General features: G+C 66.4%; 25 protein-coding genes and 1 pseudogene. 9 read left to right on the forward strand and 17 right to left on the reverse strand.

The features are described 5' to 3' along the window. Both RT551_RS17065 and hemL read left to right on the forward strand, forming a co-directional pair. Window positions 1–362, forward strand: a 362-nt coding sequence (locus tag RT551_RS17065) for a thiamine phosphate synthase (protein ID WP_313460796.1), incomplete at its 5' end; no start/stop codon positions are given. Then, window positions 359–1,648 carry a glutamate-1-semialdehyde 2,1-aminomutase gene (gene hemL, locus RT551_RS17070; protein ID WP_313460797.1) on the forward strand — a complete coding sequence of 430 codons (1,290 nt, stop codon included), beginning with the start codon at window positions 359–361 and terminating at the stop codon, window positions 1,646–1,648. The genes RT551_RS17065 and hemL, both read left to right, overlap by 4 nt. A 67-nt stretch (window positions 1,649–1,715) precedes the next feature. On the opposite strand, the gene azu is transcribed toward hemL, so the two are convergent. Together azu and RT551_RS17080 are read right to left on the reverse strand one after the other, a co-directional pair. Then, window positions 1,716–2,162 carry an azurin gene (azu, locus tag RT551_RS17075; RefSeq protein ID WP_313460799.1) on the reverse strand — a complete coding sequence of 149 codons (447 nt, stop codon included), beginning with the start codon at window positions 2,160–2,162 and terminating at the stop codon, window positions 1,716–1,718. Between the two features lie 112 nt (window positions 2,163–2,274). Then, on the reverse strand, window positions 2,275–3,504 hold the full coding sequence (locus RT551_RS17080; protein ID WP_313460801.1) for an acetylornithine transaminase: 1,230 nt from the start codon (window positions 3,502–3,504) through the stop codon (window positions 2,275–2,277). Between the two features lie 65 nt (window positions 3,505–3,569). Between RT551_RS17080 and RT551_RS17085 the strand changes: the two genes are divergently transcribed. Together RT551_RS17085 and RT551_RS17090 are read left to right on the forward strand one after the other, a co-directional pair. Further along, window positions 3,570–4,442, forward strand: a complete 873-nt coding sequence (locus RT551_RS17085) for an ion transporter (RefSeq protein WP_313460803.1) — start codon at window positions 3,570–3,572, stop codon at window positions 4,440–4,442. 651 nt (window positions 4,443–5,093) lie between these two features. Then, a complete protein-coding gene (locus RT551_RS17090; RefSeq protein ID WP_313460805.1) occupies window positions 5,094–5,441 on the forward strand; it encodes a hypothetical protein in 348 nt (115 codons plus the stop codon). A 311-nt stretch (window positions 5,442–5,752) separates the two neighbouring features. On the opposite strand, the gene RT551_RS17095 is transcribed toward RT551_RS17090, so the two are convergent. The 3 genes from RT551_RS17095 to RT551_RS17105 all read right to left on the reverse strand — a co-directional run bounded on the left by RT551_RS17095 (window position 5,753) and on the right by RT551_RS17105 (window position 7,910). After that, on the reverse strand, window positions 5,753–6,727 hold the full coding sequence (locus tag RT551_RS17095; protein ID WP_313460807.1) for a YiiG family protein: 975 nt from the start codon (window positions 6,725–6,727) through the stop codon (window positions 5,753–5,755). A gap of 145 nt (window positions 6,728–6,872) precedes the next feature. Beyond that, on the reverse strand, window positions 6,873–7,088 hold the full coding sequence (locus RT551_RS17100; protein ID WP_313460809.1) for a hypothetical protein: 216 nt from the start codon (window positions 7,086–7,088) through the stop codon (window positions 6,873–6,875). 3 nt (window positions 7,089–7,091) lie between these two features. Next, entirely contained in the window at window positions 7,092–7,910 is an 819-nt protein-coding gene (locus RT551_RS17105; protein ID WP_313460810.1) for an NAD(P)-dependent oxidoreductase, read from the reverse strand. Between the two features lie 200 nt (window positions 7,911–8,110). Between RT551_RS17105 and RT551_RS17110 the strand changes: the two genes are divergently transcribed. Then, complete coding sequence (locus RT551_RS17110; RefSeq protein WP_313460812.1) at window positions 8,111–8,293, forward strand: hypothetical protein; 183 nt, start codon at window positions 8,111–8,113, stop codon at window positions 8,291–8,293. 337 nt (window positions 8,294–8,630) lie between these two features. Here RT551_RS17110 and RT551_RS17115 read toward each other — a convergent pair whose 3' ends face one another. Then, the gene (locus tag RT551_RS17115; protein WP_313460813.1) at window positions 8,631–9,293 is read right to left on the reverse strand and encodes a serine/threonine-protein kinase; all 663 of its coding nucleotides are present in this window, start codon (window positions 9,291–9,293) and stop codon (window positions 8,631–8,633) included. A gap of 99 nt (window positions 9,294–9,392) precedes the next feature. Here RT551_RS17115 and RT551_RS17120 point away from each other — a divergent pair, with 99 nt between their 5' ends. Beyond that, complete coding sequence (locus tag RT551_RS17120; protein WP_313460814.1) at window positions 9,393–11,384, forward strand: VTT domain-containing protein; 1,992 nt, start codon at window positions 9,393–9,395, stop codon at window positions 11,382–11,384. 4 nt (window positions 11,385–11,388) lie between these two features. On the opposite strand, the gene RT551_RS17125 is transcribed toward RT551_RS17120, so the two are convergent. From RT551_RS17125 to RT551_RS17135, 3 genes are all read right to left on the reverse strand, one after another. Beyond that, window positions 11,389–11,967 (reverse strand): LON peptidase substrate-binding domain-containing protein, encoded by a 579-nt coding sequence (locus RT551_RS17125; protein WP_313460815.1) that lies wholly within the window; start codon window positions 11,965–11,967, stop codon window positions 11,389–11,391. Between the two features lie 5 nt (window positions 11,968–11,972). Beyond that, window positions 11,973–13,337: a UDP-N-acetylmuramate:L-alanyl-gamma-D-glutamyl-meso-diaminopimelate ligase gene (gene mpl / locus RT551_RS17130; RefSeq protein ID WP_313460816.1), complete on the reverse strand. Its 1,365-nt coding sequence runs from the start codon at window positions 13,335–13,337 to the stop codon at window positions 11,973–11,975. Between the two features lie 372 nt (window positions 13,338–13,709). Beyond that, window positions 13,710–14,273 (reverse strand): adenylate kinase, encoded by a 564-nt coding sequence (locus RT551_RS17135; RefSeq protein WP_313460818.1) that lies wholly within the window; start codon window positions 14,271–14,273, stop codon window positions 13,710–13,712. 142 nt (window positions 14,274–14,415) lie between these two features. Between RT551_RS17135 and RT551_RS17140 the strand changes: the two genes are divergently transcribed. Next, window positions 14,416–15,672, forward strand: a complete 1,257-nt coding sequence (locus RT551_RS17140) for a 6-phosphofructokinase (RefSeq protein WP_313460829.1) — start codon at window positions 14,416–14,418, stop codon at window positions 15,670–15,672. Between the two features lie 274 nt (window positions 15,673–15,946). On the opposite strand, the gene RT551_RS17145 is transcribed toward RT551_RS17140, so the two are convergent. Continuing rightward, a complete protein-coding gene (locus RT551_RS17145) occupies window positions 15,947–16,450 on the reverse strand; it encodes a hypothetical protein (protein ID WP_313460819.1) in 504 nt (167 codons plus the stop codon). Window positions 16,451–16,738: 288 nt separating this feature from the next. Between RT551_RS17145 and RT551_RS17150 the strand changes: the two genes are divergently transcribed. After that, entirely contained in the window at window positions 16,739–18,766 is a 2,028-nt protein-coding gene (locus RT551_RS17150; RefSeq protein ID WP_313460820.1) for a sodium-translocating pyrophosphatase, read from the forward strand. Between the two features lie 3 nt (window positions 18,767–18,769). On the opposite strand, the gene RT551_RS17155 is transcribed toward RT551_RS17150, so the two are convergent. Both RT551_RS17155 and RT551_RS17160 read right to left on the reverse strand, forming a co-directional pair. Further along, window positions 18,770–19,132, reverse strand: a complete 363-nt coding sequence (locus RT551_RS17155) for a YbaN family protein (protein WP_313460821.1) — start codon at window positions 19,130–19,132, stop codon at window positions 18,770–18,772. A gap of 16 nt (window positions 19,133–19,148) precedes the next feature. Then, window positions 19,149–19,739 carry a biliverdin-producing heme oxygenase gene (locus tag RT551_RS17160; protein WP_313460823.1) on the reverse strand — a complete coding sequence of 197 codons (591 nt, stop codon included), beginning with the start codon at window positions 19,737–19,739 and terminating at the stop codon, window positions 19,149–19,151. A gap of 161 nt (window positions 19,740–19,900) precedes the next feature. On the opposite strand from RT551_RS17160, the gene RT551_RS17165 reads away from it, so the two are divergent. Further along, on the forward strand, window positions 19,901–20,146 hold the full coding sequence (locus RT551_RS17165; RefSeq protein WP_311192485.1) for a DUF2789 domain-containing protein: 246 nt from the start codon (window positions 19,901–19,903) through the stop codon (window positions 20,144–20,146). A gap of 209 nt (window positions 20,147–20,355) precedes the next feature. Here RT551_RS17165 and RT551_RS17170 read toward each other — a convergent pair whose 3' ends face one another. From RT551_RS17170 to RT551_RS17190, 5 genes and pseudogenes are all read right to left on the reverse strand, one after another. Continuing rightward, entirely contained in the window at window positions 20,356–23,280 is a 2,925-nt protein-coding gene (locus RT551_RS17170) for a TonB-dependent receptor (protein ID WP_313460825.1), read from the reverse strand. Window positions 23,281–23,436: 156 nt separating this feature from the next. Continuing rightward, the gene (locus RT551_RS17175; protein WP_313460826.1) at window positions 23,437–24,411 is read right to left on the reverse strand and encodes a FecR domain-containing protein; all 975 of its coding nucleotides are present in this window, start codon (window positions 24,409–24,411) and stop codon (window positions 23,437–23,439) included. A gap of 105 nt (window positions 24,412–24,516) precedes the next feature. After that, window positions 24,517–25,017, reverse strand: coding sequence for a sigma-70 family RNA polymerase sigma factor (locus RT551_RS17180; RefSeq protein WP_311192488.1), 501 nt, complete (start codon window positions 25,015–25,017; stop codon window positions 24,517–24,519). A 35-nt stretch (window positions 25,018–25,052) separates the two neighbouring features. Next, window positions 25,053–25,712, reverse strand: a complete 660-nt coding sequence (locus RT551_RS17185) for a glutamine cyclotransferase (RefSeq protein WP_313460828.1) — start codon at window positions 25,710–25,712, stop codon at window positions 25,053–25,055. Window positions 25,713–25,755: 43 nt separating this feature from the next. Continuing rightward, a pseudogene (locus RT551_RS17190) lies at window positions 25,756–26,449 on the reverse strand (helix-turn-helix domain-containing protein); the annotation flags it as partial.

Here is a 26,449-nt window from a genome sequence, read left to right on the forward strand (position 1 = left end):
GCGACATCGCCGCCGCCCGCGCCCTGCTCGGCGCGCAGGCCATCATCGGCACCTCCTGCTACGACAGCCTCGAGCGCGCCCGCGCCGGAGCCGCCGCCGGGGCCAGCTATGTGGCCTTCGGGGCCTTCTTCCCCACCACCACCAAGGTCACCAAGAGCCGCGCCAGCGTCGACCTGCTGCGGCAAAGCGCCGCACTGGGCGTGCCGCGGGTGGCGATTGGCGGCCTGACCCCGGACAATGTGGGCCCGATCATCGCCGCCGGGGCCGACCTGGTCGCCGTGGTCAGCGGCATCTTCGCCGCCCCCGACCCGGTCGCCGCCCTGCGCGCCTGCCTTGCCCGTTTCCAGGACCCCACCGCATGAACCACGACAACTCCCACGCCCTGTTCACCCGCGCCCAGGCGCTGCTGCCCGGCGGGGTCAATTCGCCGGTGCGCGCGTTCAAGTCGGTCGGCGGCGAACCGTTCTTCGTCGAACGCGCCGACGGTGCCTATCTGTATGACGTGGACGGCAACCAGTACATCGACTACGTCGGTTCCTGGGGCCCGATGATCGTCGGCCACAACCACGCGGCGGTGCGCCAGGCGGTGAAGCACGCGATCAACAACGGGCTGTCGTTCGGCGCGCCGTGCGCGGCCGAAGTGACCATGGCCGAAACCATCACCCGGCTGGTGCCGTCGTGCGAAATGGTGCGCATGGTCAATTCGGGCACTGAGGCCACGCTGTCGGCGATCCGTCTTGCGCGTGGTGCCACCGGCCGCAGCCGCATCGTGAAGTTTGAAGGCTGCTACCACGGCCATGGCGACTCGTTCCTGGTCAAGGCTGGCAGCGGCATGCTGACCCTGGGCGTGCCGACCTCACCGGGCGTGCCGGCGGGGCTGAGCGAACTCACCCTCACCCTGCCCTACAACGATTTCGACGCCGCCACCGCGCTGTTCGCCGAGCAGGGCGAGCACATTGCCGGCCTGATCATTGAACCGGTGGTGGGCAATGCCAACTGCATTCCGCCGCGCGAGGGCTACCTGCAGCACCTGCGTGCGCTGTGCACCCAGTACGGCGCGCTGCTGATCTTCGACGAAGTGATGACCGGCTTCCGCGTCGCCCTCGGCGGAGCGCAGGCGCACTACGGCATCACCCCGGACCTGACCACCTTCGGCAAGATCATCGGCGGCGGCATGCCGGTGGGGGCTTATGGCGGCCGTCGCGACCTGCTGTCGCAGATTGCCCCGGCCGGCCCGATCTACCAGGCCGGTACGCTCAGCGGCAATCCGGTGGCGATGGCCGCAGGCCTGGCGATGCTGGAGCTGGTGCAGGAGCCGGGCTTCCATGAGCGTCTCTCGGCTGCGACCGCACGCCTGTGTGCCGGGCTGGAAGCGGCGGCGGCTGAAGCCGGCGTGGCGGTGACCACCAATCAGGTGGGCGCGATGTTCGGGTTGTTCTTCACCGATCAGAAGGTGGAGACGTATGCGCAGGCGACGGCGTGCGATACGGCGGCGTTCAACCGGTTCTTCCACGCGATGCTGGAGCGTGGGGTGTTCCTGGCCCCGTCGGCGTATGAGGCCGGGTTCCTGTCGAGTGCGCACGATGATGCAGTGATTGATGCCACGATTGCGGCGGCGCGCAAGGCGTTTGTGGTGGCACGCGGGTAATGGGTTCCGCGAACGGTTGATGGACCGCGAGGCCATGTAGAGCCACGCCCTGCGTGGCTTCGCGGACTCAACCGAAAACGAACTTCCCCTTCATCATCGCAAAATGCCCGGGGAACGAACAGAAAAACGTGTAATCCCCACCCTTCACCAGCTTGGCCGTGGAAAACGTCACCGACGTACTCTGCCCACCGCCAATCAACGCCGTATGCGCCAACACCCGCGCATCACCCTTCGGCACATACGCGTCGGCCAGCTTCATCCGCATCCCCGCCATCGCTACCGGCTGGTAATCCGCCGTTTTCGTCAGCACCCAGTTGTGCCCCATCGCGGTGGCCGCCAGCTTGCCGGTGTGGCGCAGGGTCAGCTTCACCTGGGTGCAGTCGCCGGCCACTTTGATGTCCTTCTGGGTGAAGGTCATCTGGTCGGTGCTGTCCACGTTGACCGCGCAGACGCGGGCGTAGGCGGACGGGGCGAAGGCCAGTGCGGCCAGGATCAGGGGGGCGAGCAGTTTCACGGTGATCTCCTTGCGGGTACACCGTGAATTCTAGAGAGCATGGTGCGATGGCACCTGCGACGGGGTGTCGCAGGTGTGCGCCAAAAGCAGCCGGGCAAGCCCGGCTCTACGGTCAGCGCGAGGCGATGAACGACTGGATCGCGGCGCGCAGCCGCTTCAACCCTTCTGCCACTTCCTCATCGCTGATGTTCAACGAAGGCACGAACCGAAGCACGTCCGGCCCAGCCTGCAACGTCAACAGCCCATGCTCGGCGGCGTGATCCAGAATCGGCCCCGCCTGCCCGGCGAAATCCTTGTCCAGCACCGCGCCCAGCATCAGGCCGCGACCGCGCACCTGGCTGAACACCTTGAACTCGTCATTGATCTTCCCCAGCCCCTCGCGCAGCGCCTGCGACTGCCGGCCCACGTTGTGCGCGATTTCCGGCGAGGACAGCTTGCGCAGCGCGACCCGGGCCACGGCAGCGGCCAGCGGGTTGCCGCCAAAGGTGGTGCCATGCGCGCCGAACTGCATGGCCTCGGCCACCTTCGGGCCGGCCAGCATCGCGCCGATCGGGAAACCGCCGCCCAGCGCCTTGGCCAGGGTCACGATGTCCGGCTTGATGCCGTCCTGCCAATGCGCGAACAGGGTACCGGTGCGGCCCATGCCGGCCTGGATCTCATCCAGCACCACCAGCGCGTTGTGCTGGTCGCACAGCTCGCGCACGCGCTGCAGGAAACCGGACTTGGCCGGCATCACGCCGCCCTCGCCCTGGATCGGCTCCAGCATCACCGCAGCCACGTCGCCGGCAGCCATCGCCGTTTCCAGCTGCACTTCGTCGTTGAAGTCCACATAGCGGAAGCCACCGGGCAGCGGCTCGTAGCCTTCCTGGTACTTCGGCTGGGCGGTGGCGGTCACCGCGGCCAGGGTGCGGCCGTGGAAGCTGCCGCGGAAGGTCACGATGACCCGCTTGTCGGCGGGGCGGCCCTGCGAGGAGGCCCACTTGCGCACCAGCTTGATCGCCACTTCATTGGCTTCCGCGCCGGAATTGCACAGGAACACCCGCTCGGCGAAGCGCGAGGCGGTGACCAGCTCTTCGGCCAGGCGCAGCGGCGGCTCGCTGTAGAACACGTTGCTGGTGTGCCACAGCTTGCCGGCCTGCTCGATCAGGGCGGCCTTCAGGTCCGGGTCGTTGTGGCCCAGGCCACACACGGCGATGCCGGCGGCCAGGTCGATGAACTCGCGGCCGTGGTTGTCCCATACGCGCGCGCCCTGGCCGCGTTCCAGCACCACCTGGCGCGGCTTGTACACCGGCAGGTAGTAGTGCGACAGGGACAGAAGCGGGTCGGTGGCAGCGGCGGTCATGGCGGTCAAGGGTTCCGGGAAAGGTCTCATTCTCCCCCTACCCCGGCTGGGGCACAATGCGCCGCATGCGACCTTTCAGTGCCCCCCAGCTCAACCCCGCAACCGACTCCGGCTGGCGCCGGACCTGGTTTGACATCATCTACCGCCACGACACCCGGCCCTCGCGCAATTTCGACCTGCTGCTGGTCTACGCCATCATCGCCAGCGTGCTGGTGGTCATGTTCGACAGCGTGCAGCGCTTCCATGAGGCCCACGCCAGCTGGCTGTACGTGGTCGAATGGGGCTTCACGATCCTGTTCACCGCCGAGTACGTGCTGCGGCTGGTGGTGGTGAAGCGGCCCCTGCGCTATGCGTTCAGCATCTGGGGCATCATCGACCTGGCCTCGATCCTGCCCACCTACCTGTCGCTGTTCATCCCCGGCGCACAGAGCCTGCTGGTGGTGCGCGCGCTGCGCATCCTGCGCGTGTTCCGCATTCTCAAGCTGACCCGCTACATCGAAGAAAGCGGCGTGCTGATGGAGTCGCTGTGGCGCAGCCGGCGCAAGATCCTGCTGTTCCTGTTTACGGTGATCACCATCACGATCATCGCTGGCACCATGATGTACGTGATCGAGGGGCCGAATCATGGCTTCACCAGCATTCCCAGTGCGATGTACTGGGCGGTGGTGACCATGGCCACGGTGGGCTTCGGCGACATCGTGCCGCAGACGGTGCTGGGGCGGTTTGTTACTTCTGTTTTGATTCTGATCGGTTACAGCATTATTGCCGTGCCTACCGGGATCTATACCGCTGAGCTGGCCAACACCATGCGCGATGCCGAGCGGGCGTCGCGGCGTGATGCGCGCGGGTGTCCGCATTGCGGGCTGGAGGGGCATGAGGCGGATGCGCGGCATTGCCGGGGGTGTGGGGAGAAGCTGCCTGAGGTGTTCAATCAATGAGTTCCCGCGTGGGGAGGCGTGTGTGGACGGGCTCGGCCACCACCTGTGGGGACGGGCCATGCCCGTCCGCTCTTCGTTCCGGGGTCATGAACGTCTGATGCACGTCTTCGGCTGGCTCTAAACGTCGGCCGCGCACGGGCACCGTGTTGCACCGCCTTCGGATGCTTGCGCCGCGCGTTGCGCGGTTGACGCGCATGGCGCGTCACTACGAATTGCTACGTGCGCAGGACGATTGCGCTGTTCGTCGGGCGCGCGCCCGGCGCGGCTGCGATTGGCATTTTGCGTCATCGACCAGAAAAACGCATGGCATAGGAATCTGTGCAATCCCAGATTCCCAAACGCCCATTCTGCGTACCAAGTCTCAAAAATCCCGGGCTGAAAGCGTCATTCCGCCTGTGAAACCGCATGACAGCGAAAACACGTCGGAAATGGCTCTATCCATTCGAAGGCGATCAGCGCATTGTCCGCTCCGGGTGTAGCAACCCGCTCGTTGATAGTAAATTTTTGTGCGTCCCTTAGTCGGGAGGGTGGTTAATACAACACCCTCGTGAGGGGGAAATATGCCACACCGTCTAATCAACGAGCGGTTGCTAACCTCCCGACCCCCTCGCCTAACCGGCGAGGGGCATTCCCCGATGCTGGAGACTTAGCATGAGCAAGCGCAAGGCCAACAGGCCGCACCGTAGTGCCCACACCTCTGCAGTCCAACCGCTGTATCAACGCTGCCAGTGCTGCAACAGCGTGCTGCAGCCGCCGATGCTCAACCACCACCCGGTTCCTTTCATCATCCTGCATGGCACGTGGCTGCGTGACATGGGTATGGACGTGGGCGATCGTCTGATCGTCGAAGCCGGTCGCGGCCTGCTCACCGTCGCCCTGGTGGGCCCGCGTGATCGCGTGGATGCGGTCATGCCGAACGGACCGGATGGCGTGATTCACCAGATGCATTTCACCGAGGTGCATTCAGACCCGATCCGGCAGATGCCGGCGGCAGCGTAAGGCCCCGCGTCCGACCGGCCGGCGGACGCGTTTAATGATTGACGCACATGGCGCGTCATTACGGGCACCCGCGTAGGGACACGCCATGCGTGTCCGTTCTTCGTTCCGACGTCATGAACGCCTGATGCGCGTCTTCGGCCGCGTCTAAACGTCGGCCACATCCAGGCACCGTATTGCATCGCGTTCGGACGCTTGTGCCGCGCTGCGCGCGGGTACCACGCATGGCGTGGTACCTACGAATTGCTACGTGCGCAGGACGATGGCGCTGGTAACAGCGCGGCGGATGGTTTTCCGCCGCGCTTTTAAACCCTTTACAGCTGGTTGCTGCGCTGAACCAGGTCGTTGTAGGTGTTCAACAACTTGCTCGGCGAACCGCCAGGTGCCAGCGTCGGATTGTCCATCCAATGGATCTCCAGCTTGCTGTACGGCTTCTTGTCGCGCACGCGGGCCACACGTTCCTTGGCCTGGCGACGGAACGTTTCGGCCGACATCTCGAACGTGCTCCAACCGGCGTTGTTCTGCTCCGGCTTGACCTTGGCGTGCGCCTCGTCGGACAGCGCATTGAACGCGGCCACGCGCTTCTCGCCTTCCGCGACGTCGAAGGTGTCCTCGCTCATGAAATCGACCAGCGACTTGGCTTCCAGCATCATCGACAGACGATAGAACTCCATCGTGCGCCCTTCGGCCTTCTCCAGCGCCGCCAGCTGTTCACGCTGGGCCTGGTCGTTCTGCTTTTCCAGCTCTTCGCTGAAGGTTTCGCTGGAAGCTGCAAATGCCCCCCATGCGGCCATCAGTGGGGCATGCATCTGCTTGCCCTTGCCGAAGTTGTCGTCTTCGAAATCCTCGCGGCTGTAATAGTCGTGAGCCTCTTTGGCCAACGGCTCCAACGCATGCAGCTGGGCCAGGTAGTCCTTGGCTGCGGCATCCAGCGCCGGCAATTTCGGGTCGGCGGCCAGCGCGCGGGTCACCGCCTCATCGCACTTCTTCAGCCCATAGGTGTCCACCGGGCGTGGACCGTAACCGCGCTGTTCCTTGCCGGTCGGGCCCGCTTCCGGGTCCTTCATCCAGCCAGTGTAGGTGTCGATACCCCGATGCTGATCCGCATCAATGGCGTTGTAGCAATCAATGTAGTCATTGAGCTTGACGGTAAGCGCTTCCTGCGCGTCCAGCTGTTCGCTGGCGGCCGCCGCCTCGGCCTTGGCCGGATCGGCCGACTTGTTGCCGCAGGCGCTCAGGGCCAGGGCGATCGAAACGGCCATCGTGGCCGTGCGTACTGCGTGCTTCATCCAACCTCTCCGTGTTGAAAACGTTTCCAGAGAGCGGATTCTAGCAGGTGGAGGCCTTGGGATCGCCGTTTCATCAGAATGCACGACGCCCGAATGCCCCGCGGACGTGATGCGACGTAGAGCCACGCCCTGCGTGGCTGGGAGCTCAGAGCCCGTAGAGAAAATCGCAGAACTCTTTCCAAAGCCGAGTCGCCCTACCCCGTTCTCCTCGTCCGAACAGGACGGCAAGAGTAGCAATGAGCGCGCAAAGCAGTAGCACAGCGCCGGCCAGCAAGCCCACCCAACCCGGCAGGAAGTAGCAGCTCCACACGCCCAGCGCGATCAGCAGCGTGACCAGCAACGTGGCGCGGATGGGCCCCATGGGTCAGTCCAGGAACAGATCCGGCAGCAGCGGCCGCGACGGGTCCACCGCATAGCCGCTGAGATCGGTGACGCCGGCTTCGGCCAGCACTTCATCGTCCAGCAGGAAGTTGCCGTGGAAGCCAGCCGCTTCGCGGGTCAGTACCGCATACGCAGCATCCGCCATGATCTGCGGCGTACGGCAACCGGCCGCGTCCACGCCCGGAATCATGTTGATCGCATCGGTGGCGATCACCGTGCGCGGCCACAGCGCATTCACCGCCACGCCCTGCGGGCCGAACTCGGCGGCCAAGCCAAGGGTGACAAAGCTCATGCCCATCTTGGCCAGGGTGTAACCGGTATGCGGCCCCCACCACTTCGGATTGAGGCTGGGCGGCGGGGCCAGGGTGAGAATGTGCGGGTTGGCCGCCTGCAGCAGGTGCGGCAGGCAGGCCCGTGCGCACAGGAAGCTGCCGCGTGAGTTGACCTGCTGCATCAGGTCGAAGCGCTTCATCGGCGTATCCAGCGTGCCGCGCAGCCAGATCGCGCTGGCGTTGTTGACCAGGATGTCGATGCCGCCAAAGGTGTCCACGGTGGCGGCGACTGCGGCGTGCACCTGGTCTTCTTCGCGGATATCGCATTTCAGGGCCAGCCCCTGCCCGCCGACGGCGTTCACGGCTTCGGCAGCGCTGTGGATGGTGCCGGGGAGCTTGGGGTTCGGGACCGACGACTTGGCCGCGATGGCCACGTTGGCCCCTTCGCGCGCGGCGCGCAGGGCGATGGCCAGGCCGATGCCACGCGAGGCACCGGTGATGAACAGGATTTTACCTTGCAGGGTCGTCATATCAGGGGCCGAAGAGCGAATGTAGAACTGGATTATGCGCGCTACGTGCATGAATCCGACAAATCCCGATGCTGCGCTGCTTGCCGACGAAACACGACATTCACGACATTTCCGAGGTCATTCTCGGTGGAATGGAGTGACGCGACACCCGGAGCCCTGCGCTACAGTGGACTTATCATGCAACACATAGGAGAAGCGTCATGATGCGCGAGTTCATGCAACAACAGAAGGAGGCCGCCGCGCATGACGACGGGTTCCGTCGCCAAGTACAGTTCGGACTGGATTCGGCCAACGCCGGCAATCTGATACCAGCGACCGAAGTAAAAGCAAGGTTTGCAGCCAAGCGGGCAGCAACACGCCGCCGGCTTGAAGCCTCCGAGTGAGGTAGCTGTTCTGGACGCCAGAGGCGATACAGGACCGCGACGAAATCTATGCCTTCATCGCGGCCGATTGATTTGTTTGAATCCTCAAGCGCGCCTTCGTTCTGGTTCATGCCCTAACGGTGTGATAGCCGTTATCGGCGGTCGACTGTCGTGCGACCCTACCGCCCCCCATCCAAGACCCCATCCAAGACCCCATCCGATCCCACATCCAAGTCCCCGCCCAGGATCCCGTGCGGTCCCCGTGCCCGTTCACACCAGGCACCGCACACCGCGAATCGCGCATCAAGCGTCACGCACCGGCACCGGCACCGGCACCGGCACCGAACAGGATGCTCACTCAGGGCTTCGGCCCCTGCCCTTCGTTGTCTTCCCAGTGCAGGATCTTGCGGGTGACGAACCGGTACACCGGCTTGCCGGTGCGGAACCACACGTCACGCACCCACGAATGGCGCTTCAGCAGGCGCTTCTCCACGGGTGTCAGGTACTCACGGCAATACATCCGCTTGTGCTTGAGCAGGTGGCGCAGGTCTTCGCGGGCGAGCAGGCGCATCCAGCGTGAGCGGGGGTTGCCGATCACGGCGAGCTGGAAGTCGATCAGTGCCGGGCGGCCGTCTTCGCGGACCAGCCAGTTGGCTTCCTTGGCCAGGTCGTTGTGGGCGATGCCGTGGCGGTGCACCTGCTGCAGCAGCCGGCGGGCGGCGCGGAAGTAGGCCAAGTCGCGGCGTGGGGGCCGCTGGTACATGGCGTCGCCTTCCATGAAGCTGCGGTCCAGCCAGCGGCCGTCCCAGGCCAGCAGCCGGGGGGTGTCGGGCATGCCGTTCAGATGGGCCAGCGCGCGGGCTTCGCGGCGGGCCAGCCACCAGGCGGGCAGGCGCAGCCACCAGGGTGTGGCCCCGAGGTCGCGGCGCACGAAGCGCTGGCCGTCCTGCTCGATCAGCAGGATGCGGCCGAAGCTGTCGGCCTTGAGGGCGTGCGGGGCGGTGGGCGGCGTTGACGTCATGCCGCCATTCTAGGCGGTTCACGTTCATTGCCGGCAGATGACGTCGTTTCGGAACACACCGGTGGCAGCCAGTCAGTGTTGGCCCCCTATAATCCGCCGATGGACTCTTCATGGATCGATGCCACGCTTGCGTGGATCGCAGCTCACCCCGTGCTTGCCGGCGCGGTCGTCTTCCTCATCGCCTTCTGCGATGCGGTCATCATTCTGGGCGCGATCGTGCCGGCGCTGCCGTTGCTGTTCGCGGTGGGCGTGCTGATCGGCCTGGGCCAGATCTCCGGCCCGTATGCGGTGGCCTGCACCGCGCTGGGGGCACTGGCCGGCGATGCGTTGAGTTACTGGATCGGCCGCCGCTGGGGCGACCGGCTGCGCGGCATCTGGCCGTTCAGCCGCTATCCGCAGCTGCTGGACCGCGGCGAAATCATGTTCCGCCGCAATGCCTTCAAGAGCATCCTGGTGGCCCGCTACGTGGGTGCAATCCGCCCGTTCGTGCCCGCCATTGCCGGCATGATGAAGATGCCGGTGCCGCGCTACCTGCAGGCCAGCAGCATTGCCGCGATCAGCTGGGCGCTGCTGTTCCTGGCCCCGGGCTGGGTGCTGGGCGAAGCCTATGACGCGGTGGCGGCGGTGGCCGGCCGGCTGGTGATGGTGCTGGCGCTGGTCGGCGTGGTGCTGGGCGTGGTCTGGGCGATCGTGCTGTACGGCTACCGCTGGTCGGCCGCGCGCATGGATTCGTGGCTGGCGGGACTGCTGCGCTGGTACCAGCGCCACCCTACCCTGGGCCGCTATTCGGTGGCGGTGTTCGACCCGAGCCGACGCGAGTCGGTACCGCTGGCGATGCTGGCGCTGATGCTGCTTTTGCTGGGCTGGTGCTGGTTCGCGCTGATGATGGTGGTGGTGGCGCACGGTGAGCCGCTGGCGCTGGACCTGGCGGTGCACGAGGCGATGCTGGCGCTGCGCAACCCGCTGGCCGACTACCCGATGGCGGCGCTGGCCTCGCTGGGCGCATGGCAGGTGCTGATGCCCGCCACTGCTGCCGGCATGGCGTATCTGATCTGGCGGCGGCGCTGGATGGCCGCCGGACATTGGCTGGCGGCGCTGGCCTTCGGCTACGCGCTGACCGAGCTGCTGGGCACCACCGTGGACGTGGTGCGCCCGCCAAATGCCAGCAGCGGCTTCGGCTTCCCGTCGGTTTCGGTGACCATGGCCACCATCACCTTCGGCTTCTTCGCGGTGCTGATCGGGCGCGAGCTGCCCGGTCGCACGCGGGTATGGCCGTACCTGCTGTCGGGCATCATCGTCAGCCTGATCGGCTTCGCCCGCATCTATCTGGGCGCGCATTGGCTCAGCGACGTGATCGGCGGCATGCTGTTCGGCATCTTCTGGCTGCTGGTGCTGGGCATCGCCTACCGCCGCCGCTTCAACCGCTCGTTCTGGGTCAAGCCGGTGTCGTGGCTGTTCTATGGCACCTTCGCGGTGACGGCGTTGTGGTACGGGCCGCGCAACATTCCGGTGAAGCTGGAACGCTTTGAACCGGCCGAACCGGCCCCGCGAACGTCAACAGCGCAGGCCTGGTGGGACGGTGGCTGGCGCGACCAGCCAGCGCGCCGTAATGAATTCGATGACGACCAGCGCTGGCCGCTGGACGTGCAGGTGGCCGGGCCGTTGGACCCGCTGCGCGAGCACCTGGAGGCACAGGGCTGGCATGTGCAGTCGCAGGCGGGCTGGGAACAGGCGCTGTTGATGCTGGACAAGTCCGCCACGCCGGAAGAAGTGCCGGTGCTGCCGGCCACGCTGGACACCAAGGTGGAATCGCTGCTGATGATCCGGGCCGGCAATGCGCCGGAGGAAATCTATGCGCTGCGGCTGTGGCCGGCGCAGGCGGTATTGATGCCGGGGCAACAGCCGCTGTGGCTGGGCAGCGCGCAGACGCTGCGCTACGAGCAGCACTTCAGCCTGATCGGCATGTGGCACCCGATGCGCGGCATTGATCCGTCGTTGAATGCGGTGCGTGAGGCGGTGGACGGATTGCCGCATGCGGTTGAGCAGCATCCGGAATCGAAGACGCCGGTGTTGCGCGTGCGCACCGATTGATGGGTTACGGAATCCAGCCCAGAAGGTCATCCAACCGCTGATGCGGATCATCGCGCTGCAGTAACTGCAGCCGCTGCGATTCCTCCAGCGGCATCAGCTCGGCCAGCTTCCAGCCGACCCAGGCGGCCTGGTCAAGCAGCATCGGCACCTTGGGCGCATACGGATTACCGGCCTGCTCGATGATGTGTTCCAGCACGGTGGACAGCAGCGCGTGCTCGGGCCGCAGCTCGTCGTCGCTGTCCGGTTCGGCCCATTGCACATCGGCCACGATCAGCCCGTTGTCGCGTACGCGCACCTGCTCCACGTGGAAGCGCTCATAGCCGCGCAGGGTCAGCACCAGAATGCCGTCCGGACCCACATCGAAATCCACGATGCGCGCTTCCACACCGTGTGCGGCCGGCGTCGCCGGAGCGCCGACTTCCTCGCCCTGCAGGATCAGGCAGATGCCGAAGCCGGTGCCATTGCGGCTGCATTCGCGCACCATGTCCAGGTAACGCGGCTCGAACACCCGCAGGGTCAACGACGCACCGGGCAGCAACACCGAGTGCAGCGGAAACAAGGGCAGCGTGGTGATCTCGCTCATACGTCTCAGCCCTGCTGCAGCTGGGCCAGGAAGCGGCGCGGCGCGCCGTCGAAGCCACCGTTGGACATGAACACCACATGGTCACCCGGTCGGGCGATAGCGCCCAGCTGCGTCAGCAGCGCATCCGTGTCCGGCACTGCATGGGCCTCGCCCTGCACGGCACCGATGACCTTGGCGGCATCCCAGGCCAGTTCGGGCCGGTGCAGGAACACCACCGCATCGGCCCCGTCCAGCGACGGAGCCAGCGCGTCGGCGTGTGCGCCCAGGCGCATGGAATTGCTGCGCGGCTCCATCGCCACCACGATGCGGGCTGCACCGACCTTGGCCCGCAGCCCTTCCAGCGTCGTGCGGATGGCGGTGGGATGGTGCGCGAAGTCGTCGTACACGGTGATGTCGCCGGCGTCGCCGATCACTTCCAGGCGGCGCTTCACGCTGCGGAACTGCGCCAGCGCGGGGATCACGGTGACCGGATCCACGCCCACCGCATGCGCGGCGGCCAGTGCGGCCAGCCCGTTGAGCACATTGTGCCGGCCCAGCAGCGGCCAGTTCACCTGGCCCACGGCCACGCCACGGTGGTGGACGATGAAGGCGCTGCCGTCGGCATGCACCAGTTCGGCGTGCCACTCCAGCGCCGGGTCGAAGCCGAAACGCTCCACCGGGGTCCAGCAGCCCATCGCCAGCACCTCGGCCAGATAGGCATCCTCGCCGTTGACGATCAGGCGGCCACGCGCCGGCACCGTGCGCACCAGGTGGTGGAACTGGCGCTGGATCGCGGCCACGTCCGGAAAGATGTCGGCGTGGTCGTATTCCAGGTTGTTCAGGATGGCCACCAGCGGCCGGTAGTGCACGAACTTGCTGCGCTTGTCGAAGAAGGCGGTGTCGTACTCGTCGGCCTCGACCACGAACTCCCGGCCCTGCCCCGCCCGGGCGGACACGCCGAAGTCCTCGGCGACGCCGCCGATCAGAAAGCCCGGCTCGCGGCCGGCGGCCTGCAGCAGCCAGGTCAGGATGGTGGTGGTGGTGGTCTTGCCGTGGGTGCCGGCCACGGCCAGGGTGTCGCGGCCCGGCAGCACCTGCTCGGCCAGCCACTGCGCCCCGGAAATGTAGCGCTGGCCGGCGTCCAGAACGGCTTCCACGGCCGGGTTGCCGCGCGAAAGCGCGTTGCCGATCACCACTTCATCGCAGTCGGTGCCGACGCTGTCGGCGCGGTAGCCGGGGTCGAGGGTGATGCCCAGCTGTTCGAGCTGGGTGGACATCGGCGGGTAGATCGCCTGGTCGCTGCCACGGACCGTATGGCCCAGTTCCCGCGCCAGCGCGGCCACGCCGCCCATGAAGGTGCCGGCAATTCCAAGGATATGAATCGTGCTCATCAGCCGATTGTCGCCGATCATCAGCGTGGATGGTGAATGCCGTGGAAGGCCCCAGCCACGCAGGGCGTGGCTCTACGGGTGGAGATTCACGGTCCTGGCGTAGAGCCACGCCCTGCGTGGCTGCGTAGGGGAAATCTGATCCGTGTAAGGGAATCCCCTATACCGCTGTACTGTGAAGACGGACACAATTCACGTCGCCAGCCGCAATACCCCCATCGGTCCTACTCCCCAAGAGGCCAATCCCCAGGGGGGCTCATGTTGTGGGGCCCTGAGCAAGCCCGCTCGCTGGTTCTACACCGCACGCCCGGCTCTTCCCCGAGCTGGGCGTGCAGGTGTAGGACGTTGGCGCTGCCGAAGCAGCGCCCCGTCGCATCAAGCCTTGATGGCCTTGTGAATGCGCGCTTCCACTTCGTCCAGCTCACCCACGCCGTCCACACGCTCCAGCGTGCCGCGACCGGCGTAGAAGTCCACCACCGGCGCGGTCTGCTCGTTATAGACGTTCAGACGGTTGCGCACCGATTCCGGATTGTCATCGGCGCGGCCCTGTTCGGCGGCACGGCCGGCGATGCGCTGCACCAGCAGGTCGGTGGCCACATCCAGCTGCACCACGGCATCCAGCGGCTGGCCGATCTTGGCCAGCAGGGCGTCCAGCGCATTGGCCTGGGCCACGTTGCGCGGGTAACCGTCGAGAATGAAGCCATTGGCCACATCGGCCTGGGACAGGCGCGATTCCAGCATGCCCAGCAGAATCTCGTCGGAAACGAGATTACCCGCGTCCATCACGGCCTTGGCCTGCTTGCCCAGTTCCGAACCCGCCGAAATTTCCGCGCGCAGCATGTCGCCGGTGGAAATATGGGCCAGGCCCAGCTTGTCCTTCAGGCGCGTCGCCTGTGTCCCCTTGCCCGAACCGGGCGGTCCCAACAGAACCAATCGCATCAACCTGACTCCAACTTGGTAAAAAAGGAAGGGTAAGCGCGCCGTGGGAAAGCCCACGTTCACGCTGCACCGCAATACACGCACTTTACCTCATCCGGGAAATGTCCCTGCAATGTCCTCCTCCCCCGACCAAGGTCGCACCATGTCCAAAGGCACCCTGCTGTACGCCCAGTCAGGCGGCGTCACCGCCGTCATCAACGCCACCGCCTCGGCGGTGATCAGCACCGCCAGAGCCAAGGGAATCAAGGTCTTGGCCGCGCGCAACGGCATTCTGGGCGCGCTGCGCGAAGAGCTGATCGACACCTCGAAGGAGTCGGCGGCGGCGATTGCCGCGCTGGCCCACACCCCGGGCGGGGCATTTGGCTCCTGCCGCTACAAACTGAAGTCGCTGGACGCCGACCGGGCCCGCTACGAGCGCCTGCTGGCGGTGCTGCAGGCGCATGACGTGCGCTGGTTCCTCTATAACGGCGGCAACGATTCGGCCGACACCGCATGGAAAGTGTCGCAGCTGGCCAAGGCGTTCAACTACGACCTGACCTGCATCGGCGTGCCCAAGACCATCGACAACGACCTGGCGGTGACCGACACCTGCCCGGGCTTCGGTTCGGCGGCCAAATACACCGCCGTGTCCGTGCGCGAGGCCGCGCTGGACGTGGCGGCGATGGCGGAAACCTCGACCAAGGTGTTCGTCTACGAGGCCATGGGCCGGCACGCGGGCTGGCTGGCCGCCGCGGCTGGGCTGGCCGGCGAAGGTCCTGATGACGCCCCGCACATCATCCTGCTGCCGGAGCGCGCCTACGACGAGGCCGCCTTCCTGGCCAAGGTGAAGCAGGTGGTGGAGCGCGTGGGCCATTGCGTGGTGGTGGCGTCGGAAGGGATCCAGACCGCCGATGGCACCTTCGTCGCCGATGCGGGCGGCGGCAAAGACGCGTTCGGGCATTCGCAGCTGGGCGGCGTGGCCTCGCTGCTGGCCGGGCGGGTGAAGGATGCGCTTGGCTACAAGGTGCACTGGACCCTGCCGGACTACCTGCAGCGTTCGGCGCGGCACATCGCGTCGAAGACCGACTGGGAACAGGCCCAGGCGGTGGGCAAGGCGGCCGTGCAGTACGCATTGAAGGGCCAGAATGCGGTGATGCCGGTGATCGTGCGCAGCAGCGACAAACCGTACCGCTGGAAGATCGAACCGGCACCGCTGCACAAGGTGGCCAACCATGAGAAGAAGATGCCGGCCGGGTTCATTCGCCGTGATGGGTTTGGCATCACCGAGAAGGCGCGCGCGTATCTGTCGCCGTTGATCAAGGGTGAAGCGCCGTTGCCGTATGGGGCAGATGGGTTGCCAAAGTACGTGACGCTGAAGAATGTGGCGGTAAAGAAGAAATTGCCGGCATTTGATGCGTAACGGGCGTTGAAGCGTCCCGTGGACACGCATGGCGTGTCCCTACGGAGGTTTGGCGATCCTTTGCTGGCATCCGCGCAGATCGCCCTGCGCACGGAACAATTCGTGTGGTTACCACGCCATGCGTGGTATCCGCGCGCAGCGCGGCGCAAGCGTCCGGAGACACGGGTGCCGGCGAGGCGATTCGCCGTCCGACGTTTGGTGCCTGACGAAGACAGGTGTCAGGCGTTCATGACGCCGGAACGGAGAGCAGCCACGCAGGGCGTGGCTCTACGGATTACATACAGGCCTTCCCCTGCACCTCAGCCTTCGCGGCAAACATCGGCACCTGCGCGGTTTTGCCGGCGGCGGCCTGCTTCTTTGCGTCTTCCAGGTAGATCCGCGACTGGCCCTGCCCGTCCAGCTCCGGCTTCTTGTCCATCGGCAGCCGCCACACGCTGACCACCGCCTGCTGCGAGGGGCAGGCCGCGCTGGGCACGCGGATCACATCATTGAGCTTCCAGCCCTTGGCGGCGCTGGGTTGCGCCTTGTCAAAGTCGACGAAGCGCGAGCGCGGCTGGCATTGTTCGCTGGTGCGCACCACGTTGAAGCGATACGGCTGGGCGGCATCGCCACTGAAGGTGCCTTCCAGACGCGCACAGGCTTCGGGAATCTGACGCAGGGTGTGGGTGGCACCGTTGGCCTGCGGCGCGCCGGTGGGGCGGTTGATTTCCGGCGTTTCCGCAGCAGTGGCGGCGAATGCCGGCAGCAGCGCGAGCAGAAGGAGATGGCGTGGGGACATGGACGAGTCTCCGTGTGGGGTGCTGGGAGGCTGGCATTGGATGGATGAACGCAGCGTGGTAGTGCCGGCCGCTGGCCGGCAACCAGGCACGTCCTTCCGGGTTCATGAGGTTGCCGGCCAGCGGCCGGCACTACATACTGCCGTTGCACCAGGATTGCTGAACAAAGCCACACGCAGGAGGACCGGGCACGGTCTGATCGGGTTGGTCCCTCGTTGCAGCCCGTTGTGCCCTTTACGTGGTGAGGTTCGTCCATCCGCTGGATGCCAATCCATCACCCGGGAGGGGACATGCTGGAACGTTATGGGCTTTCTCTGGCGCTGCTCTGCGCCATTCTCGCGATTCTCTTCGGCATCATTTCAGCGCGCTGGATCCTGCGGCAACCCGCCGGCAATGCCCGCATGCAGGAAATCGCCGCCGCCATCCAGGAAGGCGCGCGCGCCTACCTCAACCGTCAATACCTGACCATCGGCATCGCCGGCGCGGTGCTGTTCGTGCTGGTCGGCGTCTTTCTCAGCTGGTACACGGCGATCGGTTTTGCGATCGGCGCAGTGCTGTCCGGTGCGGCCGGCTACATCGGCATGAACGTGTCGGTGCGCGCCAACGTACGCACCGCCGAAGCCGCCCGCAACGGCCTCAGCGCGGCGATGGACGTGGCGTTCCGTGGCGGTGCGATCACCGGCATGCTGGTGGTTGGCCTGGGTCTGTTGGGCGTGGCTGGCTACTACGCGCTGCTGCTGCGTTTGGGGCTGGCCCAGGACCAGGCCCTGCACGCGTTGGTGGGACTGGCGTTCGGCTCCTCGCTGATCTCGATCTTCGCGCGGCTGGGCGGCGGCATCTTCACCAAGGGGGCCGACGTCGGCGCGGATCTGGTCGGCAAGGTCGAAGCCGGCATTCCCGAGGACGACCCGCGTAATCCGGCGGTGATCGCCGACAATGTGGGCGACAATGTGGGCGACTGCGCCGGCATGGCGGCCGACCTGTTTGAAACCTACGCCGTCACCGTCATCGCCACCATGCTGCTGGGCAGCCTGATGCTGGCCGAAGCCGGACGCAACGCGATCCTGTACCCGCTGGTGCTGGGCGGGGTGTCGATCATCGCCTCGATCATCGGCGCGCTGTTCGTCAAGGTGAAGCCCGGCGGCTCGATCATGGGCGCGCTGTACAAGGGCGTGATCGTGTCCGGCGTGCTGGCCGCGATTGCGTTCTACCCGATCACCCAGCAGCTGATGCCGGACAACGCACACGGGTCGTTCAACCTGTACATCTGCGCGCTGATCGGTCTGGTCCTGACCGGGTTGATCGTGTGGATCACCGAGTACTACACCGGCACCCAGTACAAGCCGGTGCAGCACGTGGCCCAGGCATCCACCACCGGGCATGGCACCAACATCATTGCCGGGCTCGGCGTGTCAATGAAATCCACGGCCCTGCCGGTGATCGCGGTGTGCGTGGCGATCTGGCTGGCGCATCTGCACGGTGGTTTGTACGGCATCGCGATTGCCGCCACGTCGATGCTGTCGATGGCCGGCATGATCGTGGCGCTGGATGCCTACGGCCCGATCACCGACAACGCCGGTGGCATTGCCGAGATGGCGGAACTGCCGTCGGAAATCCGCGATATCACCGACCCCCTGGATGCGGTCGGCAACACCACCAAGGCGGTGACCAAGGGTTATGCGATCGGCTCGGCGGCACTGGCGGCGCTGGTGCTGTTCGCCGACTACACGCACAACCTGCAGGCCGCGCACCCGGGCGAGGTGTTCACCTTCGACCTGTCCGACCACACGGTAATCATCGGCCTGCTGATCGGCGGCCTGATCCCCTACCTGTTCGGCGCGATGGCGATGGAGGCGGTCGGCCGTGCGGCCGGTGCGGTGGTGGAGGAAGTGCGCCGCCAGTTCCGCGAGATCGCCGGCATCATGCAGGGCACCGGCAAGCCGCAGTACGACCGTGCAGTGGACATGCTGACCCGCTCGGCGATCCGCGAGATGATCGTGCCCTCGTTGCTGCCGGTGGCCGTACCGGTGGTGGTGGGCCTGCTGCTGGGGCCGCGTGCGCTGGGCGGGCTGCTGATCGGCACCATCGTCACCGGGCTGTTCGTGGCCATTTCGATGACCACCGGCGGCGGAGCCTGGGACAATGCCAAGAAGTACATCGAGGATGGACACTTTGGCGGCAAGGGCAGCGAGGCGCACAAGGCGGCCGTGACCGGCGATACGGTCGGTGATCCGTACAAGGACACCGCTGGGCCGGCGATCAATCCGTTGATCAAGATCATCAACATCGTGGCGTTGTTGATGGTGCCGTTGTTGTAGGGATTACGGCACGGGTGTGGGGCGCGATAAGACGTAAATCGCACTGGCCAGGAAAAACGCCCCCACACCCAGCAACAGCGGCCACGACGGCCGCGCGCCCCAGCAGAACATCACGAACCCGAACGCCATGCCGCCCGCCGCAAAGGCCTTGCCTTTGCGGCTCACCGCGCCCTGCTCGCGCCAGGCGCGCAGCGACGGGCCATATTTCGGGTGCTCCAGCAGCCTGCGTTCGAACTTCGGCGAACTGCGTGCGAAGCAGCCCACCGCCAGAATCAGGAAGATGGTGGTTGGCATCACCGGCAACAGCGCGCCGATGACGCCCAGCGCCACCATCACCCAGCCCAGTGCGAACCACATCCAACGCATCAGCGGCCCTTTTTCCTCATCGCCCGAATTCCTGTTCGACGTGCCCATGCACGCTGCGGAAGGCGGCGTCGGCGGCGTCGATCACCTGCTGCTCCTGTTCGGCGGTCAGCGCCACGCTGTCCAGCGCCGCGGTGAACGCGCGCCAGTGGCGCGCGGCCCCGTCCGGATGTGCGGCGAGATGACGGGCACCGAAGTCGGCATCCAGCCCCAGTTTAGCCGCCATCTTGTACAGCACGGTACCGCCCAGGTTGGAGCCCTCGGCCACGTACAGCCAGCCCAGCGCGGCGGCCAGCGGCAGGTCGGCCGGCAACGGTGCCGGCAGCGACGCCGGCAGGGTCTGTTCGAGGTCCTGCAGGTCCTGGGCGACCTGGTTCAAACGGCGACGTTCGGCCAGGTCGGGCAGCAGCGCATCAAGGGCGGTGCTGGCATACAGCGCGTCCACGTCGCGATGGAAGCGGTACTGCACGCGCAGGAAACGTGCGAAATGGTCGCGGCTGGCGAAGATGTCGCCGGCCATGATGCGCGCATCCAGTGCGCCATGGCTGTCACGGGTGGCGGCCTTGAGGCGCTGGCTGCGGGTGGCGTCGGGGGAGTCGAAAGCAAGCATGCGGTTCAATTCTGAGTGGGCATTACCTGGGTTAGGACGTACGAGGGGCCGCGACCCCCAAGCCGATTGCAGCACAGCGGGCGGCTCCCCCATTCCGGCGATGCCATCCTCACCTGCTGTTGTCGATAATGCCAGCCTGACCGCCCCACGAGGACATCCATATGGACACCACAGAATCCCGCATGACCACCCTGTTCGAGCAGCTCGGGCTGGATGCGAGCAAGGACGGCATTGCCGCGTTCATTCTCAAGCACCAGCTGCCGGCCGACGTGGCGGTGGCCGAGGCCCCGTTCTGGAACGACGGCCAGCGTCAGTTCCTGTCCGAGCAGCTGAAGTCGGATGCGGACTGGGCGATCATTGTGGATGAGCTCAATGAGGCATTGCACGCGGATGCGATGGCGCGTTGATGCGTGGCATCCGGCGTTGACGTGCCGGGGTGCGTGCTATCCGTAGAGCCGGGCTTGCCCGGCTGAAACAGATGCATCACCTGCCCAGCCGGGCAAGCCCGGCTCTACGGGACACATCACGTAGTGACGGGCCATGCCCGTCATCCCCGGGACACACCGCGTAATGACGGGCATGGCCCGTCACTACGTATCCCACACATACGGGCCAATCAATACCGGTACGTCAACGCCAACCGCATCACCCGCCCCGGGGCCGGCATCACGCCCAGCGCCAGCGGATCCAGGTAGTACCGATCCGTCAGGTTGTCCACGTTGAAGTCCAGCGCCAGCTTCTGACTGGCCTGCCAGCTCGCAAACACATCCACAATCGTGGCCGGCTGATACAACTGCTGGATCGCCGACAACCCGACATTCCACTCCTTGTCCAGCTTGCTGATCGGACCGGCGTTGTGCACCACGCGGGTACCAAAGCTCAACCGTTCATCGAACAACCGCGAGCCCAGGGTGAAGTTCACCGTGTACTTCGGCGGGTTCTGGGTGTTGCTGTACGACCCTTCAAAACCACCGTCCACGCAGTCCGGGGTCGCCGCCAGCTCGGCGATCTTCCGCTGCACACCATAGGCGCGGCGCTCGGCGGCAATATCCGGCGCGCAGGTCTTGGCCTCGAAGTAGTAGTGGCCTGACAGATCGGCAAACACCTTGCCGGCATCGTAGGTGCTCTGGAACTCCAGCCCCGACACTTTGAAGCGGTCGATGTTGCGGATGTACCCGGCCGACAGCGTGCGGTAATCGCGGGTGATCAGGTCATCGATACGGGTGTTGAAATACGCCAGCTTGAACGCGGCATGGTCGCCGTCAGCGAACAGCCCGTGCAGCACAGTACTCGCCCCCACTTCCCAGGTGGCGGCGCGTTCGGGTTTGAGCTCCCCGTCCACCGGCTTGGCCGCGGTGAACAGGCCCAGCGTGCTCTCAAACAGGCTGGGCAGCTTCACACCTTCGGCGTACTTCACGTACACCATCGTGTCCTCGTTGAAGCGATAGGTCACGCTGGCGGTCGGCATGAAGGCGTTGTCGGTGCGCTTGATCGGCTGCGACCAGCTCCACGCAGTCGGCACGATCAGGTCTTCGGTATCCGGGTTGTCGTGGAAGTTCCAGCCGGCAATGTCAGCCACGGTGCCCTTTTCATAGGGCGAGGCCAGCAGCGAGGCTTCGGTGAACTGCCCGTTCGCATCCGGGTACCAGTTGAGCATGGCAATGCGCTTGGCGCGCCATGCCGGCAGCGCCGGGTTGCCGTTGAGCAGCTGGGTGTAGCGGTACTGGCCGATCACCGATTCCTCGGTCACCGTGGCCAGACGGTTGCGGTCGTGAATGCTGACCCGGTTGAAGCGGCCATCCACCAGCACGTCCCAGTGGTCATCCGGCTGCCAGCGCATCGAGGCCACCGCGCTGTATTCCTTGCGCTGGGCATTGCGCAGGAAGCGGTTGTTGATCAGGTCGTCAAACATGATCGGTGCGTTCTTGCCCGGGCCCACGTCCTCATTGCTGAAAGACAGGCCATAGTCGAAGGTGAACAACCCGGCAGCGTCGGTCAGCAGCAGCGTGGTGTTGGACACGTCCAGGCCGAACCGCTCCTGGTTCATGCTGTTGCGGTACGCGTCCTTGTAGCCCGGGTTTTCATTGAAGGTCGGGCCGTCGTACCACTCGGTGCGGCGGTCGAAGTACCACGGGGTAATGCCGGTCAGGCCGTTGTACATCAGGCTGTCGGCATTGGTGTACCAGAGGTTGGCCTTCAGATCGACGGCATCGTTGCCCGGCGCGAAGCGGTAGCGCAGGTTGTAGGCGTCCAGGTCCACGCTGCCCGGCTCCCACTGCGGCACGCGGTCGCGGTTCACGCGGATGATCTGCGAGGCCATGATCTCGCCCTGGCGGCCGCTGTAGTTGCGATAGCCCATCTCCAGGGTCTGCGCATCATCGATGCGCCAGGTGCCTTTCAGCAGCACCGAGTTGGACTTGGACGAGGTGTTGAAGACTTCAGTGTTCGGCGGATTCAGCGGGGCCAGCGTGCGCCGGGTCTGCGGGAAGTCGTCATAGCCGTGCTTGCCGGCGTAGTAATTGCCGGTGTCGCGCCAGGCGTAGGCCGCCACCAGGTCGAAACTGTCCCAGTGCTTCGCACCGGCGATGTTGAAGAACTGGCCGCCGAGGCTGTTGCGGTTGGTGCCCGGCTCGCCTTCATACGCGGGCAGATCGCGCGCGCTGCCGCTGGAGATGCCGCTGCGCACGCGCAGGCCGCTGTCCTGGCCTTCGCGCACCACGTCGTCCAGTTTCAGCGTATCCATTTCCACCACGCCGCCAATGCCGCCAGAGGCATTCGCGCCCAGGCTGGGGCCCTTGGTAACGGTGAAGCTGCTGATCAGGTCCGGGTCCAGATAGGTGCGCTGCGACTGCCCGGCGTAGCCACGGTAAGTGTCCATGGTGGACTGGCCACCGTCGATGATCACCGGAATGCGGCTCTGACCCTGGATGCCGCGGATGTTCAGATCCAGCGCGTTGGCGGTGCGCGGATCACCGGCGGTCACGCCGACCACGCCCTTGACGATGTCGGCGGTGGAGGTGCCACGGAAGCGCTCGATGGTGGCACGCGGCACATATACGCTGGAACCGGTGGCGCGATAGGTGTCCAGCGTGCGCGCGGTGTCCAGCGCCCTGCCGGTGGGCAGGGTGTCACCGGCCACGCGCAGCGGCTGGGTCACGGTCACGCCGTCTGTGCGCGTGGCCTGCGGTGCGCGTTCCAGCGTGATCGCGCCTGCGCCGACGGTGCGCGGGGCCAGGCCGCTGCCCAGCAGCAACTGCGCCAGCGCCGACTGCGCATCCAGCTCGGCGTTGACCGGGTTCGAGGTGATGCCATTGGCCAGCGCGGCCGGGTACGCCACCTGCACACCGGACTGGCGCATGTAGCTGCGCAGCGCGTCGGCCAGCGGTTGGGCGGGAATATCGAAGCGGTAGGTGGCGGTCAACGCGGATGCGTCAGACGACTGCGCCAGGGCCGGGTACGCGACGGTGGTGATCAAGCCGGCGGCAAGCAACGCACTGCAGAGTCGGGACGGACGCAGGCCCCGGCGGGAAACAAAAGACATGTTGAAACCTGTAAGTGAGACAAGCCGCTCAGGCGGCATTCCCGCAGGAAGGGCGGGCGCTGCGAAGTACGTGGCGGCGGCGGGTACGTTCGGGAGGTAAGACGCACGACGGTAGCGGTTCCCCAAGAGGAATCGCGCCCGATGCGCGCAATGGGCTCACTGCGCCGGTTTTTCAGCCGGCGCGGCCACGCGCACGATCACCGTGCCCAGCGGTAAGCGGGTCAACTGCAGTCCGGCCGTCGCGGCCAGCGCGTCCAGCGCCTGCTCGGGCTGGTCCACGCGCAGCGCGGCGTTCACCGCAGGCAAGGCGGAAAGATCGCCCTGCACAAAGGTCGCCCCGTCGCGGTAGCGTGCAATCTGCGTTACCGCATCGGCCACCGGCGTGGCATCGAGCAACAGTTCGCCCTCGCGCCAGGCGGCGATGCGGTCCGGTGCAAGATCGGGCTGGCGCTGCACCACGCCGCCGCGGGTAAAGCCGGCACGCTGTCCGGCCAGCAGATAGGTCCACCCCGCGTCGGTCTGCGCGGCCACCCTGACCTGGCCCTGCTCCACTTCGGCCTGTACGCCGTCGGCCCCCGTGGTGACCGCGAACGCAGTGGAGATGTCTTCCACCACGCCGCCCTGGGCCAGCACACGGAACGGTTGCGGATGTCCGGGAGCCACCTTGAACCAGACCCGCCCGCGCAGCAGGCGCACGGCGCGCTGGCTGTCGCTGTAGTCCACGGCAATGGCCGAATCGGCGTCCAGCACGGCCGCACTGCCATCGGGCAACGCCACCGTGGCGATCGCGGTGTCGGTGCGGTGGTCGGCGCGCAGGCGCAACCACGCTTCCGGTGACACCCACAACAGCGCCAGCGCGGCTGCGGCGGCCATCGCCCAGCGGGCGCGACGACGGCCCGCGGGTGGGCGGGCGCTGGTGTCTTCCGCAGCAGGTGGCCCCAGCACGCGCCATAACTGGCGTTCGTACTCAAACGCACGCCGGTGTCCGGGTACCGCCAGCCAGCGTTCGAAGTCTTCCATCCGCGGCGCGTCCACCGCACCCGACGCCAGCCACGCGATCCAGGCCCGCGCCTGTTCGGCAGGCGGGTCGGAGGCAAGCGGCGGTGCGGGTGTCGGTTCAGGCGGGCGCATGGCTGGCAGGGGCGGCGGTGTCAGTCGCAGTCCGGCATGGTAGCCGGCACGCGGGCTCTCGTCTCATGACGATTGCGCCGGCGCTTTCCCCAAGGGGACATCGGCTCAGCGCCCTTGCCGCGCCCAGGCCAGCCGCTGCAGCGCGGCACGCACATGGTTCTCGACGGTGGTGACCGACACCCCCTGCCGACGCGCGATCTCCGCCTGGGTCAGGCCCTGCAGGCGGTTGAGACGGAAAATGGTGCGGGTGGGTTCGGGCAGATGCTCGGCCGCCGCCAGCACCCGCTGCAGTTCGTCCTGGGCCATGGCCTGCTCTTCGGTGGAGAGCACTTCATCGGGCCCCCACAGATGCTGCTCGGCCAGCAGCCGCGCGCGGCGGGTGCGCTCGCGGCCGTGATCGGTGGCCAGGTTGCTGGCCAGCCGGTACAGATAGGCACGCGGGTTGTCGATGCAGAGGTCGTTGCCGACCCCGCGCGCCTTGAACCACACCGACTGGATCACGTCTTCGGCACTGCCGTCACCGCCGAGGATCCGCTGCACCAGGCGCAGCAGCGCCGGCCGTTCGCGGATCAGCAGTTCGGTCAGGGTCGAGGCATTGGAAGACATGCCGCATGGTACCGCCCAAATGCGAATGCGTCACGTTAAGCGTCCGGGCGACGCACCGCACGGACCTTGCCGCTGCGCCCGCCACCGGCATAGAACAGCTGCGCGCCGTCCGACTCCAGGCCGCTGACGTGCATGCCGTCCGGCATCACCAGTCGCTCCAGCACCGCGCCACTGGCCGGGTCGATGCGACGGATGTCGCTGCGTTCGCCGTCGTCGGTGCCGTGCCAGAGCTCGCCATCCACCCAGGTGACGCCGGTGACGAAGCGGTCGGACTCGATGGTGCGCAGCACCTTGCCGGTGGACGGTTCGACCTGGTGGATGCGGCGCTCGCGATACTGCCCCACCCACAGATAGCCTTCGGCCCAGGCCATGCCGGAATCCGTGCCGCCGCCCGGCGCGGGGATGGAGGCCAGCACCTGGCCGCTGTGCGGGTCGATCTTGTCGATGCGGGCTTCGGCGATCTGGTACAGGTGGGTGCCATCGAAGGCGGTACCGGCGTCGCAGGGCACCGCCAGCGAACGCACCGGGGTACCACTGGCCGGGTCGAAGGCCACCAGCGCCGGGCCGGTGGCGGCCCACACCTGTTGACCGTCGAAGCTCACGCCGTGGATGGCGTCAGCACCATCGAAGGGGCCGTACTGGCGAAGCACTTCAGCGTCATGCACGGTGGTGGCGGGGGTAGTGGCACGGTTCATGGCATCGCTCCTGGTCCCCCGGAATGGGGGCCTGCTGCGGACACTAGTCCCCTGGCAGCAGCCTGGGGAGTAACAAGATCGTCGTGAATCCCGCCAGCGGCATCGCCCGCCAGCGTTGCGTGCGCCCCTGCCCGGTGGCGCGCACACGCCCCTGCGCCTGCAGGTCGGCCAGTGCCCGCTGCACGCCACGCTGGCTGATGCCCAGCGCCAACGCCAGCGCCGAGCTGGACCAGGCGGCGCCGTCGGCCAGCAGTGCTGCCACCGTAGCGGATGCATCGTCAAACGGGGGGTCAAGCACCGCCACGCGCCTGTCTTCAGCCACCTCCAGCCGGTAGCCGTCGCTCGTGCTCGCCACGGTCGCATCTTCGGGCAGCAGCTTCCGCAGCCGCCCGATCTCCACCCGCAGGCGTACGCGGTGGGTGTCATCTCCGTGTCGGGTGCGGAACAGCGAGGCGATGAGCGCATCGCGTGGCGCGGCCTCTGGCCATGCCGTACCCAGCGCACGCAGCAGCGCAAACAGCAGCGGACGGCGCGCCAGCGATTGCCAGCGCCCGGCGTTCCACACGCCTCGTCGGCAGCCGTCGACCACACAGTGCGGCCCGTCCAGCAGCGCCCGCACCTGCGACAGGTCCAGCGCTTTCCCGGCGCAGCGCGCGGCAGGCTGGCGCAGCTCTGCACTGGCCTGCGCCACCTCTTCCTGCAGGGCGGCAATGCCCGATTGCTGCGCCGCCAGCGTG

Origin of the sequence: Stenotrophomonas sp., assembly GCF_032103445.1 — a bacterium.
In the GTDB taxonomy this organism is placed as follows: Bacteria; Pseudomonadota; Gammaproteobacteria; order Xanthomonadales; family Xanthomonadaceae; genus Stenotrophomonas.